Source organism: Sphingomonas sp. CFBP 13706 (genome assembly GCF_014842355.1).
Lineage (GTDB): Bacteria > Pseudomonadota > Alphaproteobacteria > Sphingomonadales > Sphingomonadaceae > Sphingomonas > Sphingomonas aerolata.
The window spans coordinates 42,238-67,539 of sequence record NZ_JACYVM010000002.1; the positions used below are offsets into that span (position 1 = coordinate 42,238).

The 25,302-nt window shown below is 67.8% G+C and carries 21 protein-coding genes; 12 read left to right on the plus strand and 9 right to left on the minus strand.

Annotation, left to right across the window (positions count from 1 at the left end; genetic code table 11):
* Positions 1 to 38 precede the first annotated feature (38 nt).
* A complete protein-coding gene (locus tag IFS44_RS03590; protein WP_056406039.1) occupies positions 39 to 1,271 on the minus strand; it encodes an ATP-binding protein in 1,233 nt (410 codons plus the stop codon).
* Positions 1,272 to 1,413: 142 nt separating this feature from the next.
* Here IFS44_RS03590 and IFS44_RS03595 point away from each other — a divergent pair, with 142 nt between their 5' ends.
* The 4 genes from IFS44_RS03595 to IFS44_RS03610 all read left to right on the plus strand — a co-directional run bounded on the left by IFS44_RS03595 (position 1,414) and on the right by IFS44_RS03610 (position 3,971).
* Positions 1,414 to 1,824, plus strand: a complete 411-nt coding sequence (locus IFS44_RS03595) for a hypothetical protein (RefSeq protein ID WP_031441639.1) — start codon at positions 1,414 to 1,416, stop codon at positions 1,822 to 1,824.
* A gap of 4 nt (positions 1,825 to 1,828) precedes the next feature.
* Entirely contained in the window at positions 1,829 to 2,116 is a 288-nt protein-coding gene (locus IFS44_RS03600; protein WP_342366322.1) for an HPr-rel-A system PqqD family peptide chaperone, read from the plus strand.
* Positions 2,113 to 2,973, plus strand: coding sequence for an HprK-related kinase A (locus tag IFS44_RS03605; protein WP_192097570.1), 861 nt, complete (start codon positions 2,113 to 2,115; stop codon positions 2,971 to 2,973). The genes IFS44_RS03600 and IFS44_RS03605 overlap by 4 nt, the downstream gene beginning before the upstream one ends.
* A gap of 71 nt (positions 2,974 to 3,044) precedes the next feature.
* Positions 3,045 to 3,971, plus strand: a complete 927-nt coding sequence (locus tag IFS44_RS03610) for a nucleotidyltransferase domain-containing protein (protein WP_244180491.1) — start codon at positions 3,045 to 3,047, stop codon at positions 3,969 to 3,971.
* A 16-nt stretch (positions 3,972 to 3,987) separates the two neighbouring features.
* On the opposite strand, the gene IFS44_RS03615 is transcribed toward IFS44_RS03610, so the two are convergent.
* Positions 3,988 to 4,371, minus strand: coding sequence for a hypothetical protein (locus IFS44_RS03615; protein ID WP_342366324.1), 384 nt, complete (start codon positions 4,369 to 4,371; stop codon positions 3,988 to 3,990).
* Positions 4,368 to 5,087, minus strand: coding sequence for an HAD hydrolase-like protein (locus IFS44_RS03620; RefSeq protein ID WP_192097571.1), 720 nt, complete (start codon positions 5,085 to 5,087; stop codon positions 4,368 to 4,370). Before IFS44_RS03620 ends, IFS44_RS03615 begins: the two co-directional genes overlap by 4 nt.
* Before the next feature lie 62 nt (positions 5,088 to 5,149).
* Here IFS44_RS03620 and glmU point away from each other — a divergent pair, with 62 nt between their 5' ends.
* Together glmU and glmS are read left to right on the plus strand one after the other, a co-directional pair.
* Positions 5,150 to 6,520 carry a bifunctional UDP-N-acetylglucosamine diphosphorylase/glucosamine-1-phosphate N-acetyltransferase GlmU gene (gene glmU / locus IFS44_RS03625; protein WP_244649915.1) on the plus strand — a complete coding sequence of 457 codons (1,371 nt, stop codon included), beginning with the start codon at positions 5,150 to 5,152 and terminating at the stop codon, positions 6,518 to 6,520.
* A gap of 97 nt (positions 6,521 to 6,617) precedes the next feature.
* Positions 6,618 to 8,441: a glutamine--fructose-6-phosphate transaminase (isomerizing) gene (gene glmS / locus IFS44_RS03630; protein ID WP_031441645.1), complete on the plus strand. Its 1,824-nt coding sequence runs from the start codon at positions 6,618 to 6,620 to the stop codon at positions 8,439 to 8,441.
* A 12-nt stretch (positions 8,442 to 8,453) separates the two neighbouring features.
* Here glmS and IFS44_RS03635 read toward each other — a convergent pair whose 3' ends face one another.
* On the minus strand, positions 8,454 to 10,247 hold the full coding sequence (locus tag IFS44_RS03635; RefSeq protein WP_192097572.1) for a putative bifunctional diguanylate cyclase/phosphodiesterase: 1,794 nt from the start codon (positions 10,245 to 10,247) through the stop codon (positions 8,454 to 8,456).
* Between the two features lie 147 nt (positions 10,248 to 10,394).
* Between IFS44_RS03635 and IFS44_RS03640 the strand changes: the two genes are divergently transcribed.
* Together IFS44_RS03640 and IFS44_RS03645 are read left to right on the plus strand one after the other, a co-directional pair.
* Positions 10,395 to 11,321: an ROK family protein gene (locus IFS44_RS03640; RefSeq protein WP_192097573.1), complete on the plus strand. Its 927-nt coding sequence runs from the start codon at positions 10,395 to 10,397 to the stop codon at positions 11,319 to 11,321.
* An 88-nt stretch (positions 11,322 to 11,409) separates the two neighbouring features.
* Positions 11,410 to 13,245 (plus strand): putative bifunctional diguanylate cyclase/phosphodiesterase, encoded by a 1,836-nt coding sequence (locus IFS44_RS03645; RefSeq protein ID WP_192097574.1) that lies wholly within the window; start codon positions 11,410 to 11,412, stop codon positions 13,243 to 13,245.
* 27 nt (positions 13,246 to 13,272) lie between these two features.
* Here the strand turns inward: IFS44_RS03645 and dinB are convergent, their stop codons facing one another.
* Complete coding sequence (gene dinB, locus IFS44_RS03650) at positions 13,273 to 14,361, minus strand: DNA polymerase IV (RefSeq protein WP_192097575.1); 1,089 nt, start codon at positions 14,359 to 14,361, stop codon at positions 13,273 to 13,275.
* Between the two features lie 147 nt (positions 14,362 to 14,508).
* On the opposite strand from dinB, the gene IFS44_RS03655 reads away from it, so the two are divergent.
* A complete protein-coding gene (locus IFS44_RS03655; protein ID WP_159512761.1) occupies positions 14,509 to 15,903 on the plus strand; it encodes a phospholipase D-like domain-containing protein in 1,395 nt (464 codons plus the stop codon).
* Positions 15,904 to 15,934: 31 nt separating this feature from the next.
* On the opposite strand, the gene IFS44_RS03660 is transcribed toward IFS44_RS03655, so the two are convergent.
* Positions 15,935 to 17,614, minus strand: a complete 1,680-nt coding sequence (locus IFS44_RS03660; RefSeq protein WP_192097576.1) for a formate--tetrahydrofolate ligase — start codon at positions 17,612 to 17,614, stop codon at positions 15,935 to 15,937.
* A 4-nt stretch (positions 17,615 to 17,618) separates the two neighbouring features.
* A complete protein-coding gene (locus IFS44_RS03665) occupies positions 17,619 to 18,473 on the minus strand; it encodes an ABC transporter permease (RefSeq protein ID WP_056406052.1) in 855 nt (284 codons plus the stop codon).
* A gap of 86 nt (positions 18,474 to 18,559) precedes the next feature.
* On the opposite strand from IFS44_RS03665, the gene IFS44_RS03670 reads away from it, so the two are divergent.
* Positions 18,560 to 19,336, plus strand: a complete 777-nt coding sequence (locus tag IFS44_RS03670; RefSeq protein ID WP_192097577.1) for a GcrA family cell cycle regulator — start codon at positions 18,560 to 18,562, stop codon at positions 19,334 to 19,336.
* A gap of 560 nt (positions 19,337 to 19,896) precedes the next feature.
* Here the strand turns inward: IFS44_RS03670 and IFS44_RS03675 are convergent.
* On the minus strand, positions 19,897 to 20,748 hold the full coding sequence (locus IFS44_RS03675; RefSeq protein WP_031441557.1) for an outer membrane protein: 852 nt from the start codon (positions 20,746 to 20,748) through the stop codon (positions 19,897 to 19,899).
* 162 nt (positions 20,749 to 20,910) lie between these two features.
* Between IFS44_RS03675 and parE the strand changes: the two genes are divergently transcribed.
* Positions 20,911 to 22,914: a DNA topoisomerase IV subunit B gene (gene parE / locus IFS44_RS03680; RefSeq protein WP_192097578.1), complete on the plus strand. Its 2,004-nt coding sequence runs from the start codon at positions 20,911 to 20,913 to the stop codon at positions 22,912 to 22,914.
* Between the two features lie 52 nt (positions 22,915 to 22,966).
* Here parE and IFS44_RS03685 read toward each other — a convergent pair whose 3' ends face one another.
* Positions 22,967 to 23,764, minus strand: a complete 798-nt coding sequence (locus IFS44_RS03685; protein ID WP_192097579.1) for a hypothetical protein — start codon at positions 23,762 to 23,764, stop codon at positions 22,967 to 22,969.
* A gap of 247 nt (positions 23,765 to 24,011) precedes the next feature.
* On the opposite strand from IFS44_RS03685, the gene IFS44_RS03690 reads away from it, so the two are divergent.
* Positions 24,012 to 25,202, plus strand: coding sequence for an aspartate aminotransferase family protein (locus IFS44_RS03690; RefSeq protein WP_056406056.1), 1,191 nt, complete (start codon positions 24,012 to 24,014; stop codon positions 25,200 to 25,202).
* Positions 25,203 to 25,302 lie beyond the last annotated feature (100 nt).

Here is a 25,302-nt window from a genome sequence, read left to right on the forward strand (position 1 = left end):
GATAGCGCGGCTAGACCGGATCCTGTGTGACAGTCGCGTTACCGTTTGATGACACGCGACGAATTGGCGGGGCCGGCACCGGCCGGCGGCAGGATCACCGCGACCGTCGTGCCGACCCCGACCTGGCTCGCGATGTCGAGGCGCCCGCGATGCCGCTCGACGATATGCTTGACGATCGCCAGCCCCAGTCCGGTGCCGCCGAGCGAACGGCTGCGCCCGGCATCGGCGCGGTAGAATCGCTCGGTCAGCCGCGGGATGTGCACCGCGGCGATGCCGTCGCCCTCGTCGCGCACCGCCAGCCTGACCATGCCCGTCACGTCGCGTGCCAGGGTGATCGTCACCGGCGTCCCCGCGCGGCCATATTTCATCGCGTTGCCGACCAGATTGTGCAACATCTGCGACAGCTGAACGCGGTCGCCCGACACCGGGGGGACGGCGGGCTCGATCGTTGCGACCAGATCGAGGCCGCGGTTGCCCGCGCCGTCGGCCAGTTCGGCCCGCACGTCGCCGACCAGAATCGCCAGGTCGATCGGCGTGTCGGGGACGCGGTATTTCTCCGCCTCGATCCGGCTGAGCGAGATCAGGTCCTCGATCAGCCGCAGCATCCGCTTCGCCTCGTCGTCCATCACCTTGAGGAACCGTGCGCGGATCGCCGGATCCTCGCCCGCTTCCTCGCTCAGCGTCTCGATGAAGCCGAGGATCGAGGCGAGCGGCGTGCGCAGTTCGTGGCTTGCATTGGCGACGAAATCGACGCGCATCCGTTCGGCGGCGTAATTGCCGGTCTGGTCGATAAGATGGACGATGCGCTGCCCGTCGGACAATTCGCCGACGCGCATTTCCCAGCGCTGGTCGCGGGTGCCAAGGCCGACCAGCTCGATCGGCGGCGTCTCGCCCAGCGCGGCGGGGGACGACAGCGCTTCGGCCGCGGCGGGGTGGCGGATCGCGACGCGCGCATCGTCGCCGATGATGTGTTCGCCGAGCAGCGCGCGCGCGGCGCGGTTGGCGAGCACGACGCGGCCGTCGCGGACCAGCAGCACGGGCTCGACGATCAGGTCGAGCGTCTCGTCGAGGATCGCCGGATTGACGGGCGCGGGATCCGCGGCGGCGGGCGGCTCGTCCCCGGTCCCGGCTGCGACCAGCGCGGCGGCGATCCCGCCGACCAGCGCGACCAGCCCCGCCTGGATCGACGTGCCGATCGCGAATACCGCGATTGCGGCGCCGCCGGCCACGATGATCGCCCAAAAGGTGCGCAGTCCAAATCCGGTCAACATGCGCGCGTGTCTAGGCCATTCGCTGCCCCGCGCGCCAGCCCGTCCCGCAGCGGTACAGCGCCGGCCCCATCGCCCCCTGCACGGCCCGGTTGCTTGCGCGAGGTTCATGATTGTGAAAGGGCATGATGCTAGCGGAGACCCGATGAGCGACGACACGCGCCCCGACACCGATCCGATCGAGACGACGCCGTCGCGCCGCCGCGTCCTGACGCTCGGCGCGGTCGGTGCCGCTGCGGTCGTGTCGATCCGTCCGGCGCTGGCGCAGACCGCGGGATCGGTGCTCAATTGCGACATTCCGGTGCCCGATGCGGGCCGCGCGGGCAGCTTCATCGATGCGCAGGGCAAGATCGTGCCATCGGGGACCAAGGGCGCATTTGCGGGCGCCAGTCGGCCGTTCAAGGGCGAGGAGGTCCGGCGCGTGCTCAACAGCGGCGGCCAGCTGCCCGGCACCGACTCCGAACGCAGCCGCGCCTATGTAAATTACATCCGCCGGTTGCAGCGCGGCCAGGGCGGCTTCACCTGCTTCGCCTCGTTGCAGATGCCGCGCGGCTGAGGCCGTGGACACAGCCGCACCGGGGCCGATCTACCGCGCCGACCCGCCGGGCGGGCTGGTCGTCGTGCCGCTCGACGCGTTCACCGCGGTCTATCACCGGCGATCGGGCATGACTCACCTGCTGACCGAGCCCGCGCCGCAGATCCTGGCAATCCTCGGCGACGCCGGGCTGTCGCTGGGCGCGCTGCTCGACCGGCTGGCGGACGACTATGATCTCGCCGACGCCACAGCTTCGGCGCTGGCCGCGCGGCTCGACGAGCTGGTCGCCGCCGGGCTTGTCGCGACGTCGTGAGACACGCCTTCGCGCTGCGGATCGGTCCGATCGGGTTCCGGATCGGATCGGACTGGCGCGCGCCGATCGATCAGCTGCGCAGTCTCTACCGCGATTATCCCGCGCCGCAGGACGGGGTGGCGGATTACACCGTCCGGCTCTTTGCACGTCGACCCTGGCGGCGGTGGCTTCGCCCGTCGGTCGAGATCGGCGGCGATTACATGCTGCCCGAGGCCGCGCCGCTGCCGCTGCGGCACGGGCTGCTGGCCGCCGAAATGGCGATGAACCTCCAGATGGCGCTCGGCGCACGCCGCCACCTGTTGCTCCATGCCTCTGCGGTCGAACGCGATGGCCGGGCGGTGCTGATGACCGGGGTATCGGGTGCGGGCAAATCAACACTGGCGACGTTGCTCGCAGCGCGGGGCTGGCGGTTCATGGGTGACGAATTCGCGCTGCTCGACCCCGCGACAGGGCTGCTCCACGCGTTTCCGCGGCTGATCAGCCTGAAGAATGCCGCGATCCTTGCGGCCGAGGCCGCCTGGCCAGACGCGCGGATGGGGCCGCTGATGGCGGCGACTCCGAAGGGCAATATCCGCCACATGGTCCCCGACGCCCGCGCGATCGCCGCGATGGATCAGCCGGCGGCCCCCGCCCTGCTGCTGTTTCCCCGCTACGGCGATGCGGCGGCGGTCCGGCAGGTGCCGCCCGCCGAGGCGTTCGTGCGCATGACCCAGGCCTCGACCAATTATGTCGCGCTCGGCGAGCCGGGGTTCACCGCGATGACCCGCCTGATCGCTGATGTCCCCGCGGTCGCGATCGATTATCCCGACGGCGCCAGCGGGGTCGCGCAGGTCGAGGCGTTATGCGCAGCGCTGTGACAGACCTCCCGCCTACCGTGGCGGCGGACGCACGCCTGCTCGCCCGCGCGCTCGCCGATCCGGGACGCGTCATGGCGCTCGACGCGGAAGGCTGGACCAGCCTGCTGACGATCGCCCGGGCGGAACAGCTGATCGGGACGCTGGCGTTGCGCCTCGACGGCCTGCCGCTGCCGCACGCGGTCGAAGCGATCCTCGGCGATGCACGTGCCGCCGCGGAACAGGGCCGCCGCGCGGCGCTGTGGGAGGCGGAGATGGCGCGGCGTGCGCTTGCGCCGCTCGGCTGCCCGGTCGTGCTCCTCAAGGGGACGGCCTATGCCGCAGCGGGACTGATGGCGGGACAAGGCCGGTCGATCGGCGATCTCGACATCCTCGTGCCGCGGGCGGCGCTCGACCGGGTCGAGGCGGCGGTGCTCGGCGCGGGGTGGGAATGGGTGAAGCCCGATCCGTATGACGACGCCTATTACCGGCGCTGGATGCACGAACTGCCGCCGCTGATCCACCGCGAGCGCGACCGGATGATCGACGTCCATCACACGATCCTGCCGCTGACCGCGCGGGTCACGCCCGATCCCGCGCGGCTGATCGCGGACAGCGTCCCGCTCGGCAACGGCCTGCGCACGCTGTCGCCCAACGGCATGATCGTCCATGCCGCCGCGCATCTGTTCGCGGATGGCGACCTGGCGGGCGGCCTGCGCAATTTGTGGGACATTCGCTGTCTGGTCGAGGAGTTCGGCACCGAGGGGCTTGCAGAGAAGGCGGCGCGGCATGGTCTGCGCCTCCCCGTCGCGCGCGCGCTGCGCCTCGTCGACGGCCTGTTTGCCGGGGGGCGGACGTCGAGCAGCGACCGCCTCTATGTGCGGCGGCTGACCGCGCGCGACGGCTGGGGGCGGCCGACCCGCCCGGTCACGCGGCTGGCCTTCTACGTCCGGTCGCACGCGCTGCGGATGCCGCCGGCGATGCTCGCGCGGCATCTGTGGACGAAGTGGCGCAAGGCCTGAGCGCCCGCGCGGAGGATCAGTGCAGCGTGCGCAGCCGCGGCGGCCGTGTCCGCCGCACCATCGCGATGATCGCGACGACGACGGCGATCGCGATCGTGTCGACGATCCAGTCGCCAATGTCGCAGTCGCGGTGCAGCGACGGGATCGACTGCGCCACCTCGACCATCGCGCCAAGGAAGGACAGGCGCTCGAGCACCTTGCGTCCGCGCGCCGCCGGATAGGCGAACGACGCCAGCGCCGCGAGCGTCGCGAAGGCCAGCATGTGCTGGAACTTGTCGCCGAACGGGTCGATCGGCAGATGCGGCGGCTTGGGGAGCAGCGCCATCGTCACGGCGAAGACGATCGCCAGCGCCAGCGCGATCTTGAAGAACCCGGTCAGGTCGCGGTCGCGGCCGTTCACGCTGCGGTGCGCCGGGCGAGGTCGTCGAGCGCGGGGATCAGCGCATCGAATCCGTCGATCACCGCCTCTGCCCCAAGCTCGTCGACCGGCTGCATCAGAAAGCCGAAGCTGCACGCGATCGTCGGCAACCCTGCCGCCTGTCCCGCCTGGATATCGAAGATCGAATCGCCGACGAACGCCGCGCGGGGGGCGGCACCTTGCGCCCCGGCGCGCTTCGCGTCCGCCACCACGGCGCACTGGCGCACCATTTCGTGGATCGGCATCGGCGACGGCTTGCTCTCCGCCATGGTGTCGCCGCCGAGGATGCAGGCGAACCGGTCGGTCAGGCCGAGTTCGTCGAGCACGGTGCGCGCGAATCGTTCGATCTTGTTGGTGACGATCCCGATCGTCACGCCGCGCGCCGCCAGCGCGTCGAGCGCCTCGATCACCCCGGGATAGGGCCGTGTCAGCACACAGATATGCGCCTCGTAATAGGCGAGCAGCGCGGCGTGCAGCCGGTCGAGCATCGCCTCGTCATAGCCGCCGGTCGCGGTCAGCCCTTGTTTCAGCATGTGCCGCGCGCCGCCGCCGATCATCGGCTTGACCTGTTCGACGCTCAGCGCCGGCCGGTCCGCAAGCGCGAGTGCATGATTGACCGCCGCGGTCAGGTCGCCGCTGGTGTCGAGCAGGGTGCCGTCGAGATCGAACCCGACGATATCGAATGAAAAATGCGTCATCGCCGTGATGCCTGCCAGCGCGGCTATGGAATTGGCAAGGCTTTCGTGGCAGCGGTCCTTCCATGACGACGCATATGCACGACCAGTCCATCGCGGTGATCATCCTGGCGGCCGGCAAGGGCACCCGGATGAAGTCCGACCTGCACAAGGTGCTGCACCCGATCGCGGGGCGGCCGATGCTGCACCATCTGGTCGCGAGCGCGGCGACGCTGCACCCGGCGCGCACCGTCGTTGTGACGGGTGCCGGGCGCGAGCAGGTCGAGCGCGCGGTCGCCCCGCTCGGGATTGCCACCGCGCTGCAGGCCGAACAGCTCGGCACCGGCCACGCCGTGGCGCAGGCGCGCGATGCGCTGGCCGGGTTCGAGGGCGATGTGCTGATCCTCTATGGCGACGTCCCGCTCGTGACCGCCGCGACGATGCAGCGGATGATCGACCGGTTGCACGGCGACGATGCGCCCGCCGCAGTCGTGCTCGGTTTCCGTCCCGCCGATCCCGGCGCCTATGGCCGCGTCATCGCCGATGCCGCCGGCCGGATCGACCGGATGGTCGAATATAAGGACGCTTCCGACGCCGAACGCGCCGAGACATTGTGCAATTCGGGGCTGATGGCGGTCCATTCGTGCGACCTGTTCGCGTTGCTCGCGCGCGTCGGCAACGACAATGCGGCGGGCGAATATTATTTGCCCGACATCGTCATGCTCGCCGCCGCCGACGGCCGGGCCTCGGCGGTGATCGAGACGGGCGACGCCGAGGTGGCGGGCGTCAACAGCCGCGGCGAGCTCGCCGCGGTCGAGGCGGCCTGGCAGGCGACGCGCCGTGCCGCCGCCATGGCGGACGGCGCGACGCTGATCGCGCCCGACACGGTCTGGTTCGCGCACGATACGCTGCTCGGCCGCGACGTGACGATCGAGCCCAATGTCGTGTTCGGCCCGGGCGTTCGCGTCGCGGATGGCGCGGTCATCCATGCCTTCAGCCATGTCGAGGGTGCGGTGATCGGCGAAAAGGCGGACGTCGGCCCGTTCGCGCGCCTGCGGCCCGGCGCGGATCTCGGCGCCGGATCACGCGTCGGCAATTTCGTCGAAGTAAAGAAGGCGACGATTGGCGTCGGCGCGAAGGTCAATCATCTGAGCTATATCGGCGATGCCGAGATCGGCGCGCGCGCGAACATCGGCGCGGGCACGATCACCTGCAACTACGACGGTTACTTCAAATACCGTACCGTCGTCGGCGAGGACGCGTTCATCGGCTCGAACTCAGCACTGGTCGCGCCGGTGACCGTCGGCCGCGGCGCGATCGTCGCGGCGGGGTCGGTGCTCACGCGCGACGTCGACGCCGACGCACTCGCGCTCGTCCGTCCGCCCCAGGTCGACAAGCCCGGCTGGGCGGCGCGGTTCCGCGAAATGATGGTGGCCCGCAAAGCTGCCAGACGGTGAACTCCCGCGCGACCGATCGCGCGCGATACCCGAACCGGACCAGGATCACGCGGAGCGTGTCGCACGCCTCGCTCGACAAGACGAATGGATAGATAGCATGTGTGGCATCGTGGGAATCCTGAGCAATGATGCGGTTGCCGAGCGGTTGCTCGACGGTCTCAAGCGGCTCGAATATCGCGGCTATGACTCGGCTGGCATCGCGACCGATCATGACGGCGCGATCGAGCGCCGGCGCGCATCGGGCAAGCTGGTCAACCTGGCGAACGAGCTCGCCGCGCATCCGCTGCCGGGCAGGACCGGGATCGCGCACACGCGCTGGGCGACGCATGGCGGACCGACCACCAACAACGCGCATCCGCACGCCACCGGCGAGGTCGCGGTCGTCCACAACGGCATCATCGAGAATTTCAAACCGCTGCGCGACGAACTGATCGCGCGCGGCCGGACCTTCACCAGCGAGACCGACACCGAAGTCGTCGCGCACCTGATCAGCGAGAAGATCGAGGCCGGCAGTGATCCGATCTCGGCGGTGCGCGAGATCCTGCCGCGGCTGCACGGCGCGTTCGCCTTAGCAATCCTCTTCCGCCAGCATCCCGACCTGCTGATCGGCGCGCGGCTCGGCTCGCCGCTGGTCGTCGGCCACGGCGAGGGCGAGATGTTCCTCGGCTCGGATGCTCTCGCGCTCGCGCCGTTGACTCAGCGTATCGCCTATCTCGACGAGGGCGACTGGGTCGTGCTGACGCGCGACGGCGCGCAGGTCTATGACCGCGACAACGCGCCCGTCGAGCGCGCGATCACGCTGTCGGGGATCACCGGCGAGGTGATCTCGAAGGGCAATCACAAGCATTACATGCTGAAGGAGATCTACGAGCAGCCGATCGTCGTCGCGCAGACGCTGCGCTCGTATCTGAAGCGGATGGAGGGCGAGGTTTCGCTGCCGATCCCCGAATTCGACCTGTCGACCATCAAGCGCGTCACGATCGTCGCGTGCGGGACGAGCTTCTATGCGGGCATGGTCGCCAAATACTGGTTCGAACAGTTTGCGCGCGTGCCCGTCGACCTCGATGTCGCGTCCGAGTTCCGCTACCGCGCGCCGGTGATGGAAGAGGGTGGCCTCGCGCTGTTCATCTCGCAGTCGGGCGAGACCGCGGACACGCTGGCGGCGCTGCGCCATGCCAAGGCCGAAGGGCAGAAGATCGCGGTCGTCGTCAACGTGCCGACCAGCAGCATGGCGCGCGAGGCGGACCTGTTGCTGCCGACGCATGCCGGCCCCGAGATCGGCGTCGCCTCGACCAAGGCGTTCACCTGCCAGCTTGCGGTGCTCGCGGCGCTTGCAGCCAATCTGGCGCGCGCGAAGGGTCTGCTGACTCGCGAGCAGGAGCGCGAGATCGTCCGCCACCTCGCCGAGGCGCCCGCCGCGCTCAACGGCGCGCTCGCCTATGACGAGGCGATCGAGGCGATGGCGCACACCGTCGCGGGTGCGCGCGACGTGCTGTATCTCGGGCGCGGTACGGATTACCCGCTCGCGCTTGAGGGTGCGCTGAAGCTGAAGGAAATCAGCTATATCCACGCCGAGGGCTATGCCGCGGGCGAGATGAAGCACGGCCCGATCGCGCTGATCGACGAGCATGTGCCGGTCATCGTCATCGCACCGTCGGGGCCGCTGTTCGACAAGACCGTCAGCAACATGCAGGAAGTGATGGCGCGCGGCGGCAAGGTCGTGCTGATCAGCGACTATGACGGCATCCAGGCGGCGGGCGAGGGCTGCATGGCGACGATCACCATGCCCAAGGTCCACCCGCTGATCGCGCCTCTGGTCTATGCGGTGCCGGTCCAGCTGCTCGCCTATCACGTCGCGGTGCTCAAGGGGACCGACGTCGATCAGCCGCGCAACCTGGCGAAGTCGGTCACCGTCGAATAAGGGCGCCGCGGCTCAGGCCGCCTCGCGGTGGGGCAATGGCGGCATCTGGTCGTCGCCGTTGAACCGCGCGATCCAGGGCAGGACGTCCTGCGCTTCGAGCGGGCGGGCGAAGACATAGCCCTGTGCCTCGTCGCACGCCATCCGCGTCAGCGTGTCGACGGCGCCGACGGACTCCACGCCCTCGGCCACCACGCGGAAGCCGAGCTTTTTCGACAGCGAGATCATCGTCGCGATCACCGTCCGGCTGCGGGCGTCGTCGGTGTCGAGCGGGTCGACGAACGACTTGTCGATCTTGACCACGCTCGCGGGCAGCGTCTGGAGATAGGCCAGGCTGCTGTGGCCGGTCCCGAAATCGTCGATCGCAACGCGGACCCCGGTCGCCGCCAGCGCCTCGAGCCTGGCAAGCGACTGCGCCGAATTCTCCATCATCGCGCTTTCGGTCACCTCGACCTCGAGCATGTCGGGCGCGACATTGTGCGTGTCGAGCGCCGCGGCGATTGCCGCGACGAGTCCGTCCTCGTCGAGATTGGTCGCCGAGATGTTGATCGACAGAGGCAGCGAGACGCCACACGCCTGCCACGCCGCCAGCTGACGCAGGGCGGTGTCGAGGACGAATGCGGTGGTCGGCTTGGCGAGCGTGGTCCGCTCGACGATCGGGATGAACTCGGCGGGCGATACGTCGCCCAGCGTCGGGTCGTTCCAGCGCAGCAACGCTTCCGCCCCGACGCAGCGACGGGATCCAAGGTCGATCCGCGGCTGATAGACCAGGCGGAGCGACGCGCCGTCCTCCAGCGCGGTGCCGAACGCGCTGAGCAGCACGATATTGCGCCGGTATTCGGAATCGTTCGACGTCGCATAGACGCTGATCAGGCTGTCCTTGGCCTGCGCATCCTGTGCGGCGCTGTGGGCAGCGCGCAGGATTTCCTGCGACCGGATCGCACCCAGCGTCACGGGGACGATCCCGGCCGCCATCGTCGTCACGAACCGCGCGATCGAGCCCGCGGCACTGACCGCGAGCCCGGCGCTCACCACGTCGAGATAGCCGGGCATGGTCGCACCCGGCGCGGACAGGAAGGCAAACTGGGTCGCGGCCACGTGATAGAGCGTTCGTGCGGATCCCAGTTGCTCGCGCAAGGTCCGCGCCGATTCCTTGACCAGCGTTTCGATATAGCCGGCGCCCATCACCCGGATCAGCGCATTCAGCTGGTCGGCACGCGCGAGGTCGAGCAGCACGACGAAGCGCTGCTCGCCGGGCGTGTCACGCGCGAGATCGTCGAGATCTTCCAGAAACCGGAAGCGGTTGGGTAGCGCGCTGACCGGATCGACCCGCCCGACCGCATGCTGGAGGTCGATCTGTGCCATGACCATCGCCGCAAGGTCGGTCAGCGCGGCAAGCTCCTCGGGCGAGGCGGTTCGGGGTTCGGCGCCCAGCACGCAGAGCGACCCGAGCCCATGGCCCTCCCGCGTGATCAGCGGCGCACCCGCATAGAAGCGGATGCCGGACTGCGCGAGCGGGCTGTTGGCATAGAAGCCGTCGGCCGCCAGGTCGGGTATCACCAGACCCTGCGTCGTCTCGGCGACCTCCGCGCACGGGGCCTTGGCCCGCGCGATGTGGTCGTGCGTGATCCCGACGCGCGACTTGAACCATTGCCGGTCGGTATCGGTCAGCGAGATTGCGGCGATTGGCAGCCCGAAGATCTGGCCCGCCATCCGGGTGATGCGATCGAAGCTTTCGCTGGCGCTGGTGTCGAGCAGGCGCAATTGGCGCAATGCATCAAGCCGTGCCGCCTCTTCATACGCCCGCATTTCTATGCTCCAGTCGCCAGCATTATGCGCAACGAGTCGACTTGCGCGATAGACTTATGTTGTTAACATGGAGTAAATTACAGCAACTTGACGGATCTGCCCCGCCGGACGAATTGCTGCAGCCAAAGCATTGGTTTGGGGACAGGGATGAGCGAAATACCATTGGTGGCCGGGATCGAACTTGGCGGGACCAAGTGCATCTGTATCCTGGCGCGAGGGCCCGATGCGATCGAGGAAATCGTACGAATTCCGACAACTCGCCCCGATGAGACGCTCGCCGCGATCGAAGCCGTGCTCGACCGCTGGAGCGGGTTCGTAGCGATCGGAATTGCGAGCTTCGGCCCGGTCGGGATCGATCGGCGCGGTGGTGACTACGGCCAGATCACCTCGACGCCCAAGCCCGGTTGGGCGGGGACCGACGTCGCCGGGCGCCTGCAGCGTCGCTATGCGGTGCCGACCGGCTTCCATACCGACGTCGTCGGCGCGGCGCTGGCCGAGGCGCGCTGGGGTGCGGCGCAGGGCCTGGCGGACATCGCCTATGTGACCGTCGGCACCGGGGTCGGCGCGGGGCTGATCGCGGGGCATCGACCGGTCGACGGGCTGATGCATTCGGAACTCGGGCATATCCGGCCGGTCCGAACGCCGGGCGACGACTGGATCGGCAGTTGCCCGTTTCACGGCGCCTGCCTCGAGGGACTCGTGTCGGGGCCGGCGATCGCCGCGCGGCTCGGCCATCCCGCCGATGAGGCCCCCGCCGATCATCCGGTCTGGACGGGCGTCGCGGAGGCGCTTGGCCAGTTGTGCCACACGCTCGTGCTCACCGGGATTCCGCGCAGGATCGTCATCGGTGGCGGGGTAATGGGCGCCGGCCATCTGTTACCGCGGGTCCGTGCCGCGCTGACGCGCAGTCTCGGGGGGTATATCGCATTGCCCGAGCCGACGCTGGTCGATACGTTCGTCGTACCGCCGGCACTCGGCGGCAATGCCGGCCCGCTCGGCGCGATTATCCTTGGTGGCCAAGCGCTTGGTGACTCGGTCGGAGGGTCGGGAAGCTCGGCCTTCATGTCATATTAATTACAGATGCCTACCCACCGGGCCGCGCGATAAGGCCTGGAAAACCGCCTATACGGGCGGGGTCAGGTATCGCGAGGAACGGTGTCCGATGCGTATTCTGATTGTCGACGACGAACCCGGAGTTCATGACGACTACGCCCGTGCGATTCTCGGGACGGAACCAGCGGCGGCTGACCCGCAGGCCGACGCATTTTCGATAACCTCCGTCGGGACCGGCATCGACGCGATCGCCGCGGTCGAATCCGCCATCGCCGAGCCCGCGCCGTTCGCGGTCGCCTTCCTCGATCTGCAGATGGCGTCGGGGCTCGACGTCTGCGAGACGGCGCGCCGGATCCGTGAACTGGACCCCGACATCAATTTCGTGATCGTCACCGCGCTCGACGGTGCCTCGCTCGCCGGGATCGCCAAAGTGGCCGGGCCGGTCGACAAGGTCTTCCATATCGCCAAGCCGTTCGTCGGCGCCGAGTTGCGCCAGACCGCGCTGGCACTGACGCAGCGCTGGCAGTTCGACCATGACTGCAACGCGGTGCGTGCAGCGCTCGTGCGGCAGGTGGCGCAGCTCGAGGTCCGGGCTGCCGAGCTGGCGGCCAATGAAAGCCGTGCGATCCATCTGGCGACACATGATTCGCTGACCGACGCGCCCAATCGGCTGGCGTTCCTCCGCGCGCTTGCCGAACGCACCCGCGCGGACGGGTGGTTCGCGACGGTGATGATCGATCTCGACCGGTTCAAGCTGGTCAACGACACGCTGGGGCATCTTGCCGGCGACGCGCTGATCCGCGAGAATTGCGCGATCCTCGGCCGGTCCTCGCCCGACGGCGCGCTGGTCGCGCGGCTCGGCGGCGACGAATTCGGCGTGTTGTTCAGCACTGGGGACGAGACCAGCGCCCTGCTCGCCTGCGAACGGATGATCGCGGCCTGTTCGGTCAGCCTCCAGGTCTTTGGCAGTTCCGTCCAGGGCGGCGCCTCGGCCGGGCTGGTCGTGACGCATGGCGGGCAGGGCAGCGACCCGGTCGACGTCATGCGGCGGGCCGACCTTGCGCTGAACGATGCCAAAAGAAGCGGTCGACGCATGGCGCGCGTGTTCGACGAGAGCATGGACGAGGATATCCGCTTTCGCCGGCGGGTCGAAAGCGGGCTTGGCGAAGCGATCGCGAACAACGAGCTCAGCCTGGTGTTCCAGCCGATCGTGTCGCGCGAATCGATCGAGGTGGTCGGGTTCGAGGCGCTGCTGCGCTGGAACACGATGGCTTACGGCCCGATCAGCCCGGGCCTGTTCATGCCGATCGCGGAGGAATCGAACCTCATTCACGACCTGGGCGACTGGGTGCTGCGCAATGCGCTCGCGGTCCTGACGCAGTGGCCGGGTCAGTATGTCTCGGTCAATTTCAGCCCGCGGCAGTTCCGGCGCCACCATTTCGTTGACTATGTCAGCGAGAGCGTCCGCCGTGCCGGGGTCGATCCCAGCCGGTTGCAGATCGAGATCACCGAGACCGCGATCTTCGACGATGCCGAGCGTGCGGCAGAGACGCTGGGCGCGTTGCGCCGCATGGGGTTCCGCATCGCGCTCGACGATTTCGGGACGGGCTATTCGAGCCTGCACAACATCCGCACCTTCGCGCTCGACTGCCTGAAGATCGACCGCAGCTTCATCGAGGGGATGGGCCGCGAGCGCGAAAGCGCGGCGATCGTCCATTCGATCATCAGTCTGGGCCGCGCGCTCGGCATCGGGGTCATCGCCGAGGGCGTCGAGACCGAGGCGCAGGTCCAGGCCTTGCGCCTGGCGGGGGCCAGCCATCTCCAGGGCTTCTTCTTCTCGCACCCGGTACCTGCTGCGATCGCCCGGACCATGGCGGAAGCACGCGGTCTGGGCGGGGATCCGGCCGCTGCGCCCCGCGTCATGGCACCGTCGCCGGGCGTCTGATCCCACACCCGCGAAGCGAGCGGCGGGTCAGAGCAGGACGGGCTGTGCATCGTCCGGCTCGTCGCCGACCAGCCCCGACAGCGTCAGGCCGAGCAGCCGGACGCCCTGCGGTACCGGAAGCTGCGCCATCAGCAGGTCCAGTCCCGCGGCGACGAACGCAGCCTTGTCGACCACCGCGGCGCTCGAAGAGCGCGCGCGCGTGATCGTCCGGAAATCGGCATGGCGCAGTTTCAGCGTTACCGTTCTTCCGCGCGTGTCGTGCCGTTCGATCCGCACCCACGCCGCATCGGCGACGCGGTGCAACGCCTCGCGCAGTGCCGCCGGATCGCTCAGATTGGTCTCGAACGTCCGCTCCGCACCGACCGACTTGGCGGCACCGTTAACGCGCACCGGGCGGTGATCGATCCCGCGTGCTGCGCCGTAGAGATAGTCCGCATAGCTGCCGAAATGCGCCTGGAGGAACGCCAGCGGGCGTTCGAGCAGATCAGCACCGGTCAGGATGCCGAGCTGTTCCATACGCTTGGCAGTGACCGGGCCTACGCCGTGGAACCGCTTGACCGGCAATGACGCGACGAACGCAGCCCCGCGTTTCGGCGTGATGACGCAGATTCCGTCGGGCTTGTTCTGGTCCGACGCAAGCTTGGCGATGAACTTGTTGTAGCTGACCCCGGCCGACGCGGTCAGCCCGGTATCGGCCTTGATCCGCGCGCGGATCTCCTCGGCGATCGCCTGCGCCGATCCGACCCCGCGGATATCGGCGGTGACGTCTAGATACGCCTCGTCGAGCGACAGCGGTTCGACGAGCGGGGTGAAATGCGCGAAGATCGCGCGGATCTGGTCGGACACTGCACGGTACACGTCGAAGCGCGGCGGCACGAAGACGAGGTCGGGACAGCGCCTGAGCGCGGTGACCGATGGCATCGCGCTGTGCACCCCGAAGGTGCGCGCCTCGTAGCTCGCGGCGGCGACCACCCCGCGCGCGCGCGAACCACCCACCGCGACCGGCCGTCCCTTCAATGTCGGGTCGTCGCGCTGTTCGACCGAGGCATAGAAGGCGTCCATGTCGACATGGATGATCTTGCGCTGCACCGGCGGCGGGGTAGGAGAAGCGGCCATCTGCACCGCAGATAGGTTCTGACGATGCGCGGAAACAGAGCGTCGTTACGGCGTTGAACGAATTCGGCCGGGCGCAAGCGGCGACGACAAGGGGACCTGGACGTGCGGATCGGAACCGAATGCTGGCGTATCGAACGCGCAGACCAGATGTCCGTGATCGTCGATGCGGAGGAATATTTCCGTCAGGCGCGCGTCGCCATGCTCAACGCCAAGCGGCGGATCATGCTGATCGGCTGGGATTTCGATGCGCGGATCCAGCTCGAACCCGGGGTCGACCGCCCCGGCGAACCGCCGACGCTCGGCGCGTTCATCCTGTGGCTGGTCGAACGCGAGCCCGAGCTCGAGATATTCCTCCTCCGCTGGGATACTGGTGCGATCAAGTCGCTGTTCCGCGGCTCGACGCTGTTCACGATGATGAAGTGGATGCGGCATCCGCGCATCCATACCAAGCTCGACGGCCATCATCCGACCGCGGGGTCGCATCACCAGAAGATCGTCATCATCGACGATTGCCTCGCCTTTTGCGGCGGGATCGACATGACCGGCGACCGCTGGGACACGCGCGAGCATCGCCATGACGATGCGCGGCGGCGGCGTCCCTCGGGCCGTCCCTACAAGCCGTGGCACGACGCGATCAGCGCGGTCGCAGGCCCCGTCGCGACCGCATTGGGGCAGCTGTTCCGCGACCGCTGGGTGCTGGCAGGCGGCGTGCCGATCGCCGAGGCGAACCCTGGCGCGGCCTGCTGGCCCGACGAGCTCGGCGTGCATTTCCGCGATGTCGACGTCGCGATCGCGCGGACCGAACCCGAGATGGATGATCAGGTCCCGGTGCACGAGAGCGAGGCGCTGTTCCTCGCGCAGATCGCCGGGGCCAAGCGGCATCTCTATATCGAGAGCCAGTATTTCGCGTCGCGCAAGATCGCCGAGGCGGTCGCGCGCCGTCTCGACGAGGCGGACGGGCCTGAAATCGTGATCATCAACCCGGTGACTGCGCAGGGGTGGCTCGAGCCGATCGCGATGGACACCGCGCGCGCGCGCCTCATGACCGCGCTGGCGCACCGCGACGTCCACAAGCGGCTGCGCATGTATCATCCCTACACCAGCGGCGGGGAGGCGATCTATTGCCATGCCAAGATCCTGATCGCGGACGACCAGATCTTCCGGCTCGGGTCGTCGAACATGAACAACCGTTCGCTGCGGCTCGACACCGAATGCGACCTCGCGATCCGCGCGCATGACGAGGCGACGAGCACGGGGATCACCGCGATCCGCAACGACCTGATCGCCGAACATCTCGCGGTCGATGTCGAGGTGGTGACCACGATGATCGCCGAGACCGGGTCGCTGATCGAGACGATCGAGCGGCTGCGCGGGCAGGGCAAGTCGCTGCGCGCCTATGAGGCGCCCGACCTGACCGCGGTCGAGGAATGGCTGGCGGACAATGAGGTGCTCGATCCCGAGGGCCCCGAGGAGATGTTCGAGAGCTTCGCGAAGCGCGGCCTGTTCCGCCGCCTCCGCCACCGCCGCCCGAAGAAGAAGTGAGCGATCCTCCCCCGCCAGGGGGAGGATCAGGTTAGAACAGCCCTTCGATCAACCCATCCGCATCGAGCCGGATGGCTTCCGCCGCGGGGACGCGCGGGAGGCCGGGCATCGTCATGATCTCGCCGCAGATCGCGACGACGAAGCCCGCGCCCGCCGCCAGCCGAACCTCGCGCACCGGCACGATATGCCCGGTCGGCGCGCCGAGCAGCGCAGGGTCGCTCGAGAAGCTGTACTGCGTCTTGGCAAGGCAGACGGGCAGGTGGCCATAGCCGGCATCCTCCCAGCGCTTGAGCTGCGCGAGCACGCTGGGTTCCGCGACCGCATGTTCGGCGCGGTAGATGCGCCGGGCAACCGTGTCGATCTTGTCGAACAGCGACAGCTCGTCGCCATAAAGCGGCGCGAAATTCGCGGCATGCGTGTCGCACAGCTCGGCCACCGCGTCGGCGAGCTTGGTTGCCCCCGCGCCGCCCTCGGCCCAGTGGCGGCACAGGATCGCACGGGCGCCGTGCGCGCTCGCCGCCTCGTGCACGACCGCGATCTCGGCCTCGCTGTCGGTGTAAAAATGGTTGATCGCGACGACCGCGGGAACACCGAACTGGCGGATATTCTCGATATGGCGGACGAGATTGACCGCACCGCGCCGGACCGCCTCCACGTCCTCCGCGCCGAGATCGGCCTTGGCGACCCCGCCGTTCATCTTGAGCGCGCGGACCGTCGCGACGATCACCACCGCATCGGGGGACAGCCCCGCCTGGCGGCATTTGATGTCGAAGAACTTCTCCGCGCCCAGATCCGCGCCGAAGCCCGCCTCGGTCACGACATAGTCGCCCAGCGCCAGCGCCGCGCGCGTCGCGATCACCGAGTTGCAGCCGTGCGCGATATTGGCGAACGGCCCGCCGTGCAGGAAGGCGGGGTTGCCCTCGAGCGTCTGGACGAGGTTCGGCTTGATCGCCTCGGCCAGCAGGACCGCCATCGCGCCGTCGGCCTTCAGGTCGCGCGCGGTGATGGGGCTGCGATCGCGCGTATAGGCGACGACGATGTCACCCAGCCGCCGCTCCATGTCGGCCAGATTCTCGCTGAGGCACAGGATCGCCATGACCTCGGAGGCGACGGTGATGTCGAACCCCGATTCGCGCGGATAGCCATTGGCGACCCCGCCGATCGACTGGACGATGTCGCGCAGCGCACGGTCGTTCATGTCGAGCACGCGGCGCCACACCACGCGCCGCACGTCGATCTGCAGCGCGTTGCCCCAGTGGATATGATTGTCGATCATCGCCGCGAGCAGGTTGTGCGCCGCGGTGATCGCGTGGAAATCGCCGGTGAAATGAAGGTTGATGTCCTCCATCGGCGCGACCTGCGCCCGCCCGCCGCCGGTCGCCCCGCCCTTGGTGCCGAAGCACGGCCCCAGCGATGGCTCACGCAGTGCCAGCACGGTCTTGCGCCCCGTCAGGTTCAGCGCGTCGGCCAGCCCGACGGAGGTCGTCGTCTTGCCCTCGCCCGCGGGCGTCGGGTTGATCGCGGTGACCAGCACCAGCCGGCCACGCCGCGCCCCCTCGCGGCGGCCATGCGCCTCGAGCCAGTCGAGTGTGATCTTGGCCTTGAACCGGCCGTAAGGCTCGACCGCGTCGTCGGGGATGCCGAGCGCGTCGGCGACCCGCGCGATGGGGCGCAGCGCGACGCTGCGGGCGATGGCAATGTCGGTTGTCATGGGGCTAGTTCTTCAGTTTCCAGCCGCTTTTCAGCAGCATGTAGCACAGGGTGGCGAGCGCGACGTCGATCGCCAGGATGACGAGGCCGCCGACGATCACCGGCGAATCGGCAACGCCCAGAAAGCCGTAGCGAAAGCCCGAGATGATGTAGAAGAACGGATTGACGTGGCTGAACGCGCGGAACGCGGGCGCCAGCGTGTCGACCGAATAGAAGGTGCCCGACAGTAGCGAGAGCGGCGCGACAACGAAGTTCGTGACAGCGGCGGCATGGTCGAACTTGTCCGCCCAGATCGACGTCAGCACGCCGAGCAGCGCGAGGAAGGTCGCGCCGAGCAGGCCGAACCACAGGATTGCAAGCGGCGCATGCGGCGTGACGTGGACGCCTGGATACAGCGCCATCGCCGCCCAGACGACGCACCCGACCAGCACCGCGCGCGTCACCGCTCCGCCGACCAGCGCTGCGAGCAGCTCGGCGGTCGACAGTGGTGGCTGAAGATAGTCGACGATCGTGCCCTGCATCTTGCCGACCAGCAGCGAGAAGCTCGCATTGGCAAACGCCGGGCCCATCATGCCCTGGCTGATGATCAGCCCGGGGGCGATGAAGTCAGCGAACATCACGGTCTCGCCGCCGACCAGCACGGGGCGTTTCGCGCCCGTCGCGATGGTGAAAACGATCAGGAATAGCAATGTCGTCATCGCCGGCGCCCACACCGTCTGCAGCTGGACCTTGAAGAACCGGCGCACCTCCTTGATATAGAGGGTACGAAGTCCCTCCCAGTTCACGTTGCGAATGACGGGAACGCCGGGGGCGGATTGCACCGCCGACTGGATTTCACCGATTGGGGGCTGGCTGCTCATGGGGGTTGCGGGTAATCGCTGCCGCTGTCGCCCGCAACCCGGTTGACGAAGACTATACCGGCCGACCCGAAGACTGAGGAACGAACATGTCCTGGACCGACGAGCGTATCGAGACGCTCAAGACGATGTGGGAAGCCGGCCAGACCGCCAGCCAGATCGCCGAAGCGCTGGGTGGCGTCAGCCGCAACGCCGTGATCGGCAAGGCGCACCGCCTTGAGCTTCAGGCGCGCCCGTCGCCGGTGAAGCCGAACGACCCCGACGCGAAGAACGCAGAAGCGAGGGTCGCGGAGGCGAAGGCGGCCGAGGCCAGGCCGGCCGAGTCGTCCGTTGTCGACACGCCGCCCATGGTCGCCGCCGCGCCCGTCGCTGCAGCGCCGGCTCCCGCGCCTGAACCAGTACCCGTCGCCGCTTCACCCGAGCCGGCGCCGCGTACGGCACCCGTCGCCGCGGATGAGGACGACGACGAGGACGAGGACGAGGACGAGGACGCGGTCGAACCCGCCGCCGCACCGGTCCGCGCACCACAGCCTATCCTCCGCTCGATCGGACCCGGCGGCTTTCTCCGCCAGGCGCCCGGTGAGCAGCAGCCGCCGAGCACGCCCGCCCCGCCGCGGCGTCTCGTCCCCGCCAAGCCTTCGCCTGAAATGGCGGGCAAGACGAGCCTGCTCGAGCTCAACGACCGCATCTGCAAATGGCCGCTCGGCCATCCCGGCGAGCCCGATTTCCACTTTTGTGGTGACAAGGTGAACCCGGGCTTCCCCTATTGCGTCGCGCATTGCGGTCACGCCTATCAGGCACAGCTGCCCCGCCGCGACCGCCGTCCGACGCCGCCACTCCCCTTCGGCGGCCCGCGCGCGCGCTGAGATTGGGGGGGCGTTTTCGCTCTCCGTGCCTCGGATGTATGTCTGTCGCGGAGCCAATCCCCAGCACCACCCCGGCGGAGGCCGGGGCCCAGTTGGGAAGGCCGTGGTAACGGCGGGCAACGCGTAGTTACCTCCGTCCCCCAACTGGGCCCCGGCCTTCGCCGGGGTGGATTTTGGGGTATCCACTGACCAGAACGTTGGGCCGCTTCTCGCTGGGAGGCGGCCCGTTTTTTTGATTCGCCAAGCGCTGAACTCAAGATACGCGAGTCCCGCCGTCCAACACCTCAGCACCACCCCGGCGAAGGCCGGGGCCCGGTTGGGAAGGCCGTAGTAACGGCGGGCAACGCGTGGATGGCTTCGTCCTCCCAAATGGGCCCCGGCTTTCGCCGGGGTGGTGCCTTGGGAAACCATATTCACAAAAAAAGGGCCGCCTCCCGTGTCGGGAAGCGACCCTGTGTCCTCACCCGCGCCGCGGCGAAGCCGCGTCGTCGGACGTCGCTGGTGCGACGCCGGCCGAGCTTGGATGGTGTGACGCCGTTCGGCGTCACACCATCCTGCGCTTAGAACCGGAACGCTGCCGTCGCGCGCAGGCTGTGCCAGCGGAACTTGTCGTCGCTGCGACGGAAGTCCGTGCCGGTCGTGTTCGGCGCCAGCACGAACGGGTTCGTTGCCGGCTGCGTGCCCTGCGTCACGCGGACGCGGAAATCGTCGTCCTGATACTGGTGGAACATATATTCCATGCCGACCGAGATGTTCGGCGTGACCTTCTGCTCGATACCGCCGCCGCCGAGGATACCGAACTGCTGGCGCTTGCCGCTCTGCTGATAGGCGTTGCCGGTGTTGGTGCTGTAGAAGTCCCGGTCGATCTTGGCATAGCCCGCACCGAACGTGCCGTAGAACAGCGTGGTGTTGACCGCATAGCCCGCACGGCCGCGGATCGAGGCTTCCCAGTCGACGCTGCGCGTCATCACGTAGCTGGCAGGCGTCGTCGAGAAGGCGGTGACGCTGTCGGTGATCTCGCTCTTGCCGAATTCGCCGACCACGCCGACGACGATGTTGCCGCGCTGCGTGTCCATGCCGACGCGGCCATAATACGCGGCGCCGTCCTTGTCCTTGCGGCAGCCGCGGCCACCGGTCAGCGTCGTGGCGGTCGTCGCGCCGTTGCAGAACCCGCTGCTGAACGCGTTGGCGCCGGCTGCCGTCGTCACCGCATCCCCGAACCGCCCGTCGAGATTGCGATCGAACAGGATCGACGATCCTGCATCATTCGGCTGTACGTCATAACCGCCCGCTGCGCCGACATAGAGACCGTTGAACGGTGCGTCCTCGGTGGTCTCCTGCGCGAATGCCGGCGATGCCGTGAGACCGAGAATGACCGCGCCAGCGAGGCCGGCATAGAGGGATGTACGCATGTAAGCTCCGGATATGATTGATCTAAGACAACCAAGAAACGGAGCGTCCCGCCAATATATCCGCGAACATGACGAAAACATGACGGAAAGTTCATGTTGTGGCTTTTCCGCAACAGCGGTTGCGCGCTTGCACGGATCGCTGGCTAAGCCATATACCACGTCATGCCAGAAGACCTGCCCGAAGGCCTGTTCACGACCCAGTCCAAGACCGCCCCGACCTATGACGCGTCCTCGATCGAGGTGCTCGAGGGGCTCGAACCCGTCCGCCGCCGCCCGGGCATGTATGTCGGCGGCACCGACGAGCGCGCGCTGCACCACCTCGCCGCCGAAGTGCTCGACAATGCGATGGACGAGGCGGTCGCGGGTCACGCGACGCGGATCGAGGTCACGCTCGAGCCCGGCAACCGGCTGACGATCGTCGACAATGGCCGCGGGATCCCGGTCGATCCGCATCCCAAATTCCCCGACAAGTCCGCGCTCGAGGTGATCCTTTCGACGCTGCATTCGGGCGGCAAGTTCGCGGGCAAGGCCTATGCGACCTCGGGCGGTCTGCACGGCGTCGGCATCAGCGTCGTCAACGCGCTGTCGTCCGACACTGTCGTCGAGGTCGCGCGCGACCGCCAGCTCTATCGCCAGCGCTTCGCCAAGGGGCAGACGCTCGGCCCGATCGAGCGGCTCGGCACCACCCCCAACCGTCGCGGCACCAGCGTCGCCTTCACCCCCGATACCGAGATCTTCGGCAACGAGCTGCACTTCAAGCCGCAGCGGCTGCACAAGCTCGTCCGGTCGAAGGCCTATCTATTCGCGGGCGTCGAGATTCGCTGGCACTGCGCGCCCGAACTGATCAGCGACGATACGCCCGCGCAGGCGGTGTTCCAGTTCCCCGGCGGGCTCGCCGACCATCTGCGCGATCAGGTCGCGGGCCGCGAATGCGCGACCGCCGACTTCTTCTCCGGCTCGCAGGATTTCCCGAGCGCGCAGGGCGAGACGCAGGGGCGCGTCGAATGGGCGATCGCCTGGCCGCTGTGGAGCGACGGCTCGTACAGCTGGTATTGCAACACCATCCCGACCCCCGATGGCGGCACGCACGAACAGGGCCTGCGCCAGGCGCTGGTGCGGGGCCTGCGCGCGTTCGGCGATCTGGTCGGCAACAAGAAGACCAAGGATATCAGCGCGGACGACGTGATGATCGGCAGCGAGCTGATGCTGTCGGTGTTCATCCGCGAACCGCAGTTCCAGAGCCAGACCAAGGACCGCCTGACCAGCCCCGAGGCCGCGGGCCTCGTCGAGAAGGCGGTGCGCGACCATTTCGACCATTTCCTCAGCCACAATATGGACCGCGGCAAGGCACTGTTGAACTATGTGCTCGAGCGGATGGACGAGCGCCTGCGCCGCAAGCAGGAACGCGACGTCAAGCGCAAGACCGCGACGTCCGCCCGCAAATTGCGGCTGCCCGGCAAGCTGACCGACTGTTCCGCCAACTCGCCCGAGGGCACCGAGCTGTTCATCGTCGAGGGCGATTCGGCTGGCGGCTCGGCCAAGCAGGCGCGCGACCGCAAGACGCAGGCGATCCTGCCGATCCGCGGCAAAATCCTGAACGTCGCGTCCGCGACCAGTGCGAAGATCTTCGCGAACCAGGAAATCGCCGACCTGACGCTGGCGCTCGGCTGCGGCACGCGGAAGGACTGCGTGGCGGACAATCTGCGCTACGAGCGCGTCGTCATCATGACCGATGCCGACGTCGACGGCGCGCATATCGCGACGCTGCTGATGACGTTCTTCTTCCAGGAAATGCCCGACATCGTCCGCCGCGGGCACCTCTATCTCGCGCAGCCGCCGCTCTACCGCCTGACCGTCGGTACTAAGAGCGTCTATGCGCGCGACGACGCACACCGCGCCGAACTCGAACGCACGGTGTTCAAGGGCAAGAGGGTTGATGTCGGCCGCTTCAAGGGCCTTGGCGAGATGAACCCCGGCCAGCTCCGCGAGACGACGATGGACCCCGCCACCCGCGGCATGCTGCGCATCACCCTGCCGCAGGAATATGAGGAGCGGGCAGGGGTGAAGGACCTGGTCGACCGCCTGATGGGCAACAACCCCGCGCACCGCTTTGCCTTCATCCAGGAAAATGCCGGACGGCTGGACGAGGAAGCCATCGACGCGTGACCATTGGGGCAAGCGGGGGCCGTTCGATAGACGCCCCCGCTTGCCTCCGGGATCACTGCCTGTGCGCGACCATCGTCGAGGTCTTCCCGTGTTTCAGGTCGTTGACCGCGGTGGTCATCGTCGTGCCGTCGGGCGAGAGCGACATGCTATATGTACCAATCGGCGTGTCGCCCTCGTAATCGGTTTCGAACAGAGTCGTCGGTCCGGTCTGTTTCAGGGCGACCTTCGTCCAGCCCGGATCCCCGGTCACCGTTGCCGGCGGACCGTCGATCGTCGCGGCATAGGATATGCCGGTCGGCGTCGAGAAGGCCATGGTCTTCCCGTCCTGTGCGAAGGTGAAGACGAGGCCCGTGTCGGATACCTGCGTATCCGTGGTTTCGCGCCACGCACCCGATAACGCATGGGCACCCGCGGGGGCGGGTGCGACGCGCGCATTGACCGTCGTTCCCGACACCTCCACGCCGCTCGGTGCGGTCCGGTCGACAAAGGCGGAGGACGAACTCTGCCCGTCCGCGGCCAGGGTCACCGTCGCCTCGGCGACTGTCTTTCCGCTCTTCCGGAACGCCCGCTTGACCGTCGTCGCATCCACCACCGCGACCGATGCCTCGTCATAATAGGGATTGCCGACGATCGGGTGAAACGCGCCATCGGCGGGGAATTTCATCGCGGGCTTGCACGTCGTGCAGCTGAAGGTGCCCGCCTGCAGGAGGATGATCGAGGGCTTCTCTGCAGGCTTGCTCGCCTTCACGTCTCCCTTCCAGGTGCCGTCGAACACGCCCTTGGCAAGCGCGGGGGTGGTGGCAAGAGCCATGGCCAGCATCACTGCCAGGCCGGTCGCATAGCGTTTCATACGTCAACCTCCTCTCGATGGGGACGCGACTGGGCTTGCGCCGGCGCGTTTGCGACGTCGGATGGAGCCAAGGGGAAGATTGCGCGTGCTGCCGGGGCGCCGCAAGCGGAGTCCGCGCCTTGGTACGGATCAGACAGGGCTGCGTCGGACGTCCGCGGTGTTGACGCCCATCCCCCGTCACCGGTATTAGGCGCCTCCGGGGCGGTCCATCACGGGCCGCCCTTCTCGTTTCGAAGAGGAAGCGCCTGTGACCATCACCCCGCTCATGCCCGTCTACCCGCGGTGTGGCGTGCGTCCGGTCCGAGGCGAGGGCGCCTATCTGTTCGGTGAGGACGGCCAGCAATATCTCGACTTCGCCAGCGGCATCGCGGTCAATGCGCTCGGCCATGGCCACCCGCATCTGACCAAGGCGATCGCCGACCAGGCCGCGACGTTGATGCACGTGTCGAACCTGTACGGGTCACCGCAGGGCGAACATCTCGCGCAGCGGCTCGTCGACAATACGTTCGCCGACACCGTGTTCTTCACCAATTCGGGTGCAGAAGCGGTCGAGTGCGCGATCAAGACCGCGCGCCGCTATCATTTCGCGAACGGCAATCCCGAGCGTCACACGCTGATCACGTTCGACACCGCGTTCCACGGCCGCACGCTCGGCACGATCTCGGCGACCAACCAGGCCAAGATGCGCGACGGGTTCGAGCCGCTGCTGCCCGGATTCGCCTATGCCAAGTTCAACGACCTCGAGGGTGCGCTCGCGCTGATCGACGACAACACCGCAGGCTTCTTGGTCGAGCCGATCCAGGGCGAGGGTGGTATCCGCCAGGCGAGCCCCGAATTTCTCCAGGGCCTGCGCAAGGCCTGCGACGAGCATGGCCTCTTGCTGGTGCTCGACGAGGTCCAGTGCGGCTATGGCCGGACCGGCAAGCTGTTCGCGCATGAACTCTACGGCATTACCCCCGACATCATGTCGGTCGCCAAGGGGATCGGCGGCGGCTTCCCGCTCGGCGCGTGCCTCGCGACCGAAGAGGCGGCCAAGGGCATGGTCGCGGGGACGCACGGCTCGACCTATGGCGGCAACCCGCTCGGGATGGCGGCGGGCGAGGCGGTGCTCGACGTGATCCTCGAGGACGGGTTCCTGGAGCATGTCGCGACGATGGGCGACCGGTTGCGCCAGGGGCTCGAGCAGATGATCCCCAATCACGATCACCTGTTCGACAGCGTGCGTGGCACCGGCCTGATGCTCGGGTTGAAGCTGAAAAGCGACAGCCGTGCGTTCGTCGCGTTCGCACGCGATCATCACAACCTGCTGCTGGTGGCCGCGGGAGAGAACGTCATCCGCATCCTGCCGCCGCTGGTGATCGACGAGAGCCATATCGCCGAATGCATCGACAAGCTGTCGACCGCGGCGCGTATCTACGTGCCCGCCGCCGACGATTGAGTGCCTTTGCGCGGTCACTAAACCCCGTTCGTCCTGAGTAGCCACTGAGCGAAGTCGAAGTGGCGTATCGAAGGACTGGCCCGCTTGGGGCATTGTCCTT

Bases quoted from the DNA above. Each gene is read 5' to 3' on its own strand.
- glmU (WP_244649915.1), top strand. From the start codon at position 5,150: ATGACGACGCATATGCACGACCAGTCCATCGCGGTGATCATCCTGGCG.
- IFS44_RS03675 (WP_031441557.1), bottom strand. From the start codon at position 20,748: ATGCGTACATCCCTCTATGCCGGCCTCGCTGGCGCGGTCATTCTCGGT.
- IFS44_RS03660 (WP_192097576.1), bottom strand. From the start codon at position 17,614: ATGACAACCGACATTGCCATCGCCCGCAGCGTCGCGCTGCGCCCCATC.
- IFS44_RS03685 (WP_192097579.1), bottom strand. From the start codon at position 23,764: ATGAAACGCTATGCGACCGGCCTGGCAGTGATGCTGGCCATGGCTCTT.
- IFS44_RS03590 (WP_056406039.1), bottom strand. From the start codon at position 1,271: ATGTTGACCGGATTTGGACTGCGCACCTTTTGGGCGATCATCGTGGCC.
- IFS44_RS03595 (WP_031441639.1), top strand. From the start codon at position 1,414: ATGAGCGACGACACGCGCCCCGACACCGATCCGATCGAGACGACGCCG.
- IFS44_RS03640 (WP_192097573.1), top strand. From the start codon at position 10,395: ATGAGCGAAATACCATTGGTGGCCGGGATCGAACTTGGCGGGACCAAG.
- dinB (WP_192097575.1), bottom strand. From the start codon at position 14,361: ATGGCCGCTTCTCCTACCCCGCCGCCGGTGCAGCGCAAGATCATCCAT.
- IFS44_RS03670 (WP_192097577.1), top strand. From the start codon at position 18,560: ATGTCCTGGACCGACGAGCGTATCGAGACGCTCAAGACGATGTGGGAA.
- parE (WP_192097578.1), top strand. From the start codon at position 20,911: ATGCCAGAAGACCTGCCCGAAGGCCTGTTCACGACCCAGTCCAAGACC.
- IFS44_RS03620 (WP_192097571.1), bottom strand. From the start codon at position 5,087: ATGACGCATTTTTCATTCGATATCGTCGGGTTCGATCTCGACGGCACC.
- IFS44_RS03635 (WP_192097572.1), bottom strand. From the start codon at position 10,247: ATGCGGGCGTATGAAGAGGCGGCACGGCTTGATGCATTGCGCCAATTG.
- IFS44_RS03655 (WP_159512761.1), top strand. From the start codon at position 14,509: ATGTCCGTGATCGTCGATGCGGAGGAATATTTCCGTCAGGCGCGCGTC.
- IFS44_RS03665 (WP_056406052.1), bottom strand. From the start codon at position 18,473: ATGAGCAGCCAGCCCCCAATCGGTGAAATCCAGTCGGCGGTGCAATCC.
- IFS44_RS03645 (WP_192097574.1), top strand. From the start codon at position 11,410: ATGCGTATTCTGATTGTCGACGACGAACCCGGAGTTCATGACGACTAC.
- glmS (WP_031441645.1), top strand. From the start codon at position 6,618: ATGTGTGGCATCGTGGGAATCCTGAGCAATGATGCGGTTGCCGAGCGG.
- IFS44_RS03610 (WP_244180491.1), top strand. From the start codon at position 3,045: ATGGCGCTCGACGCGGAAGGCTGGACCAGCCTGCTGACGATCGCCCGG.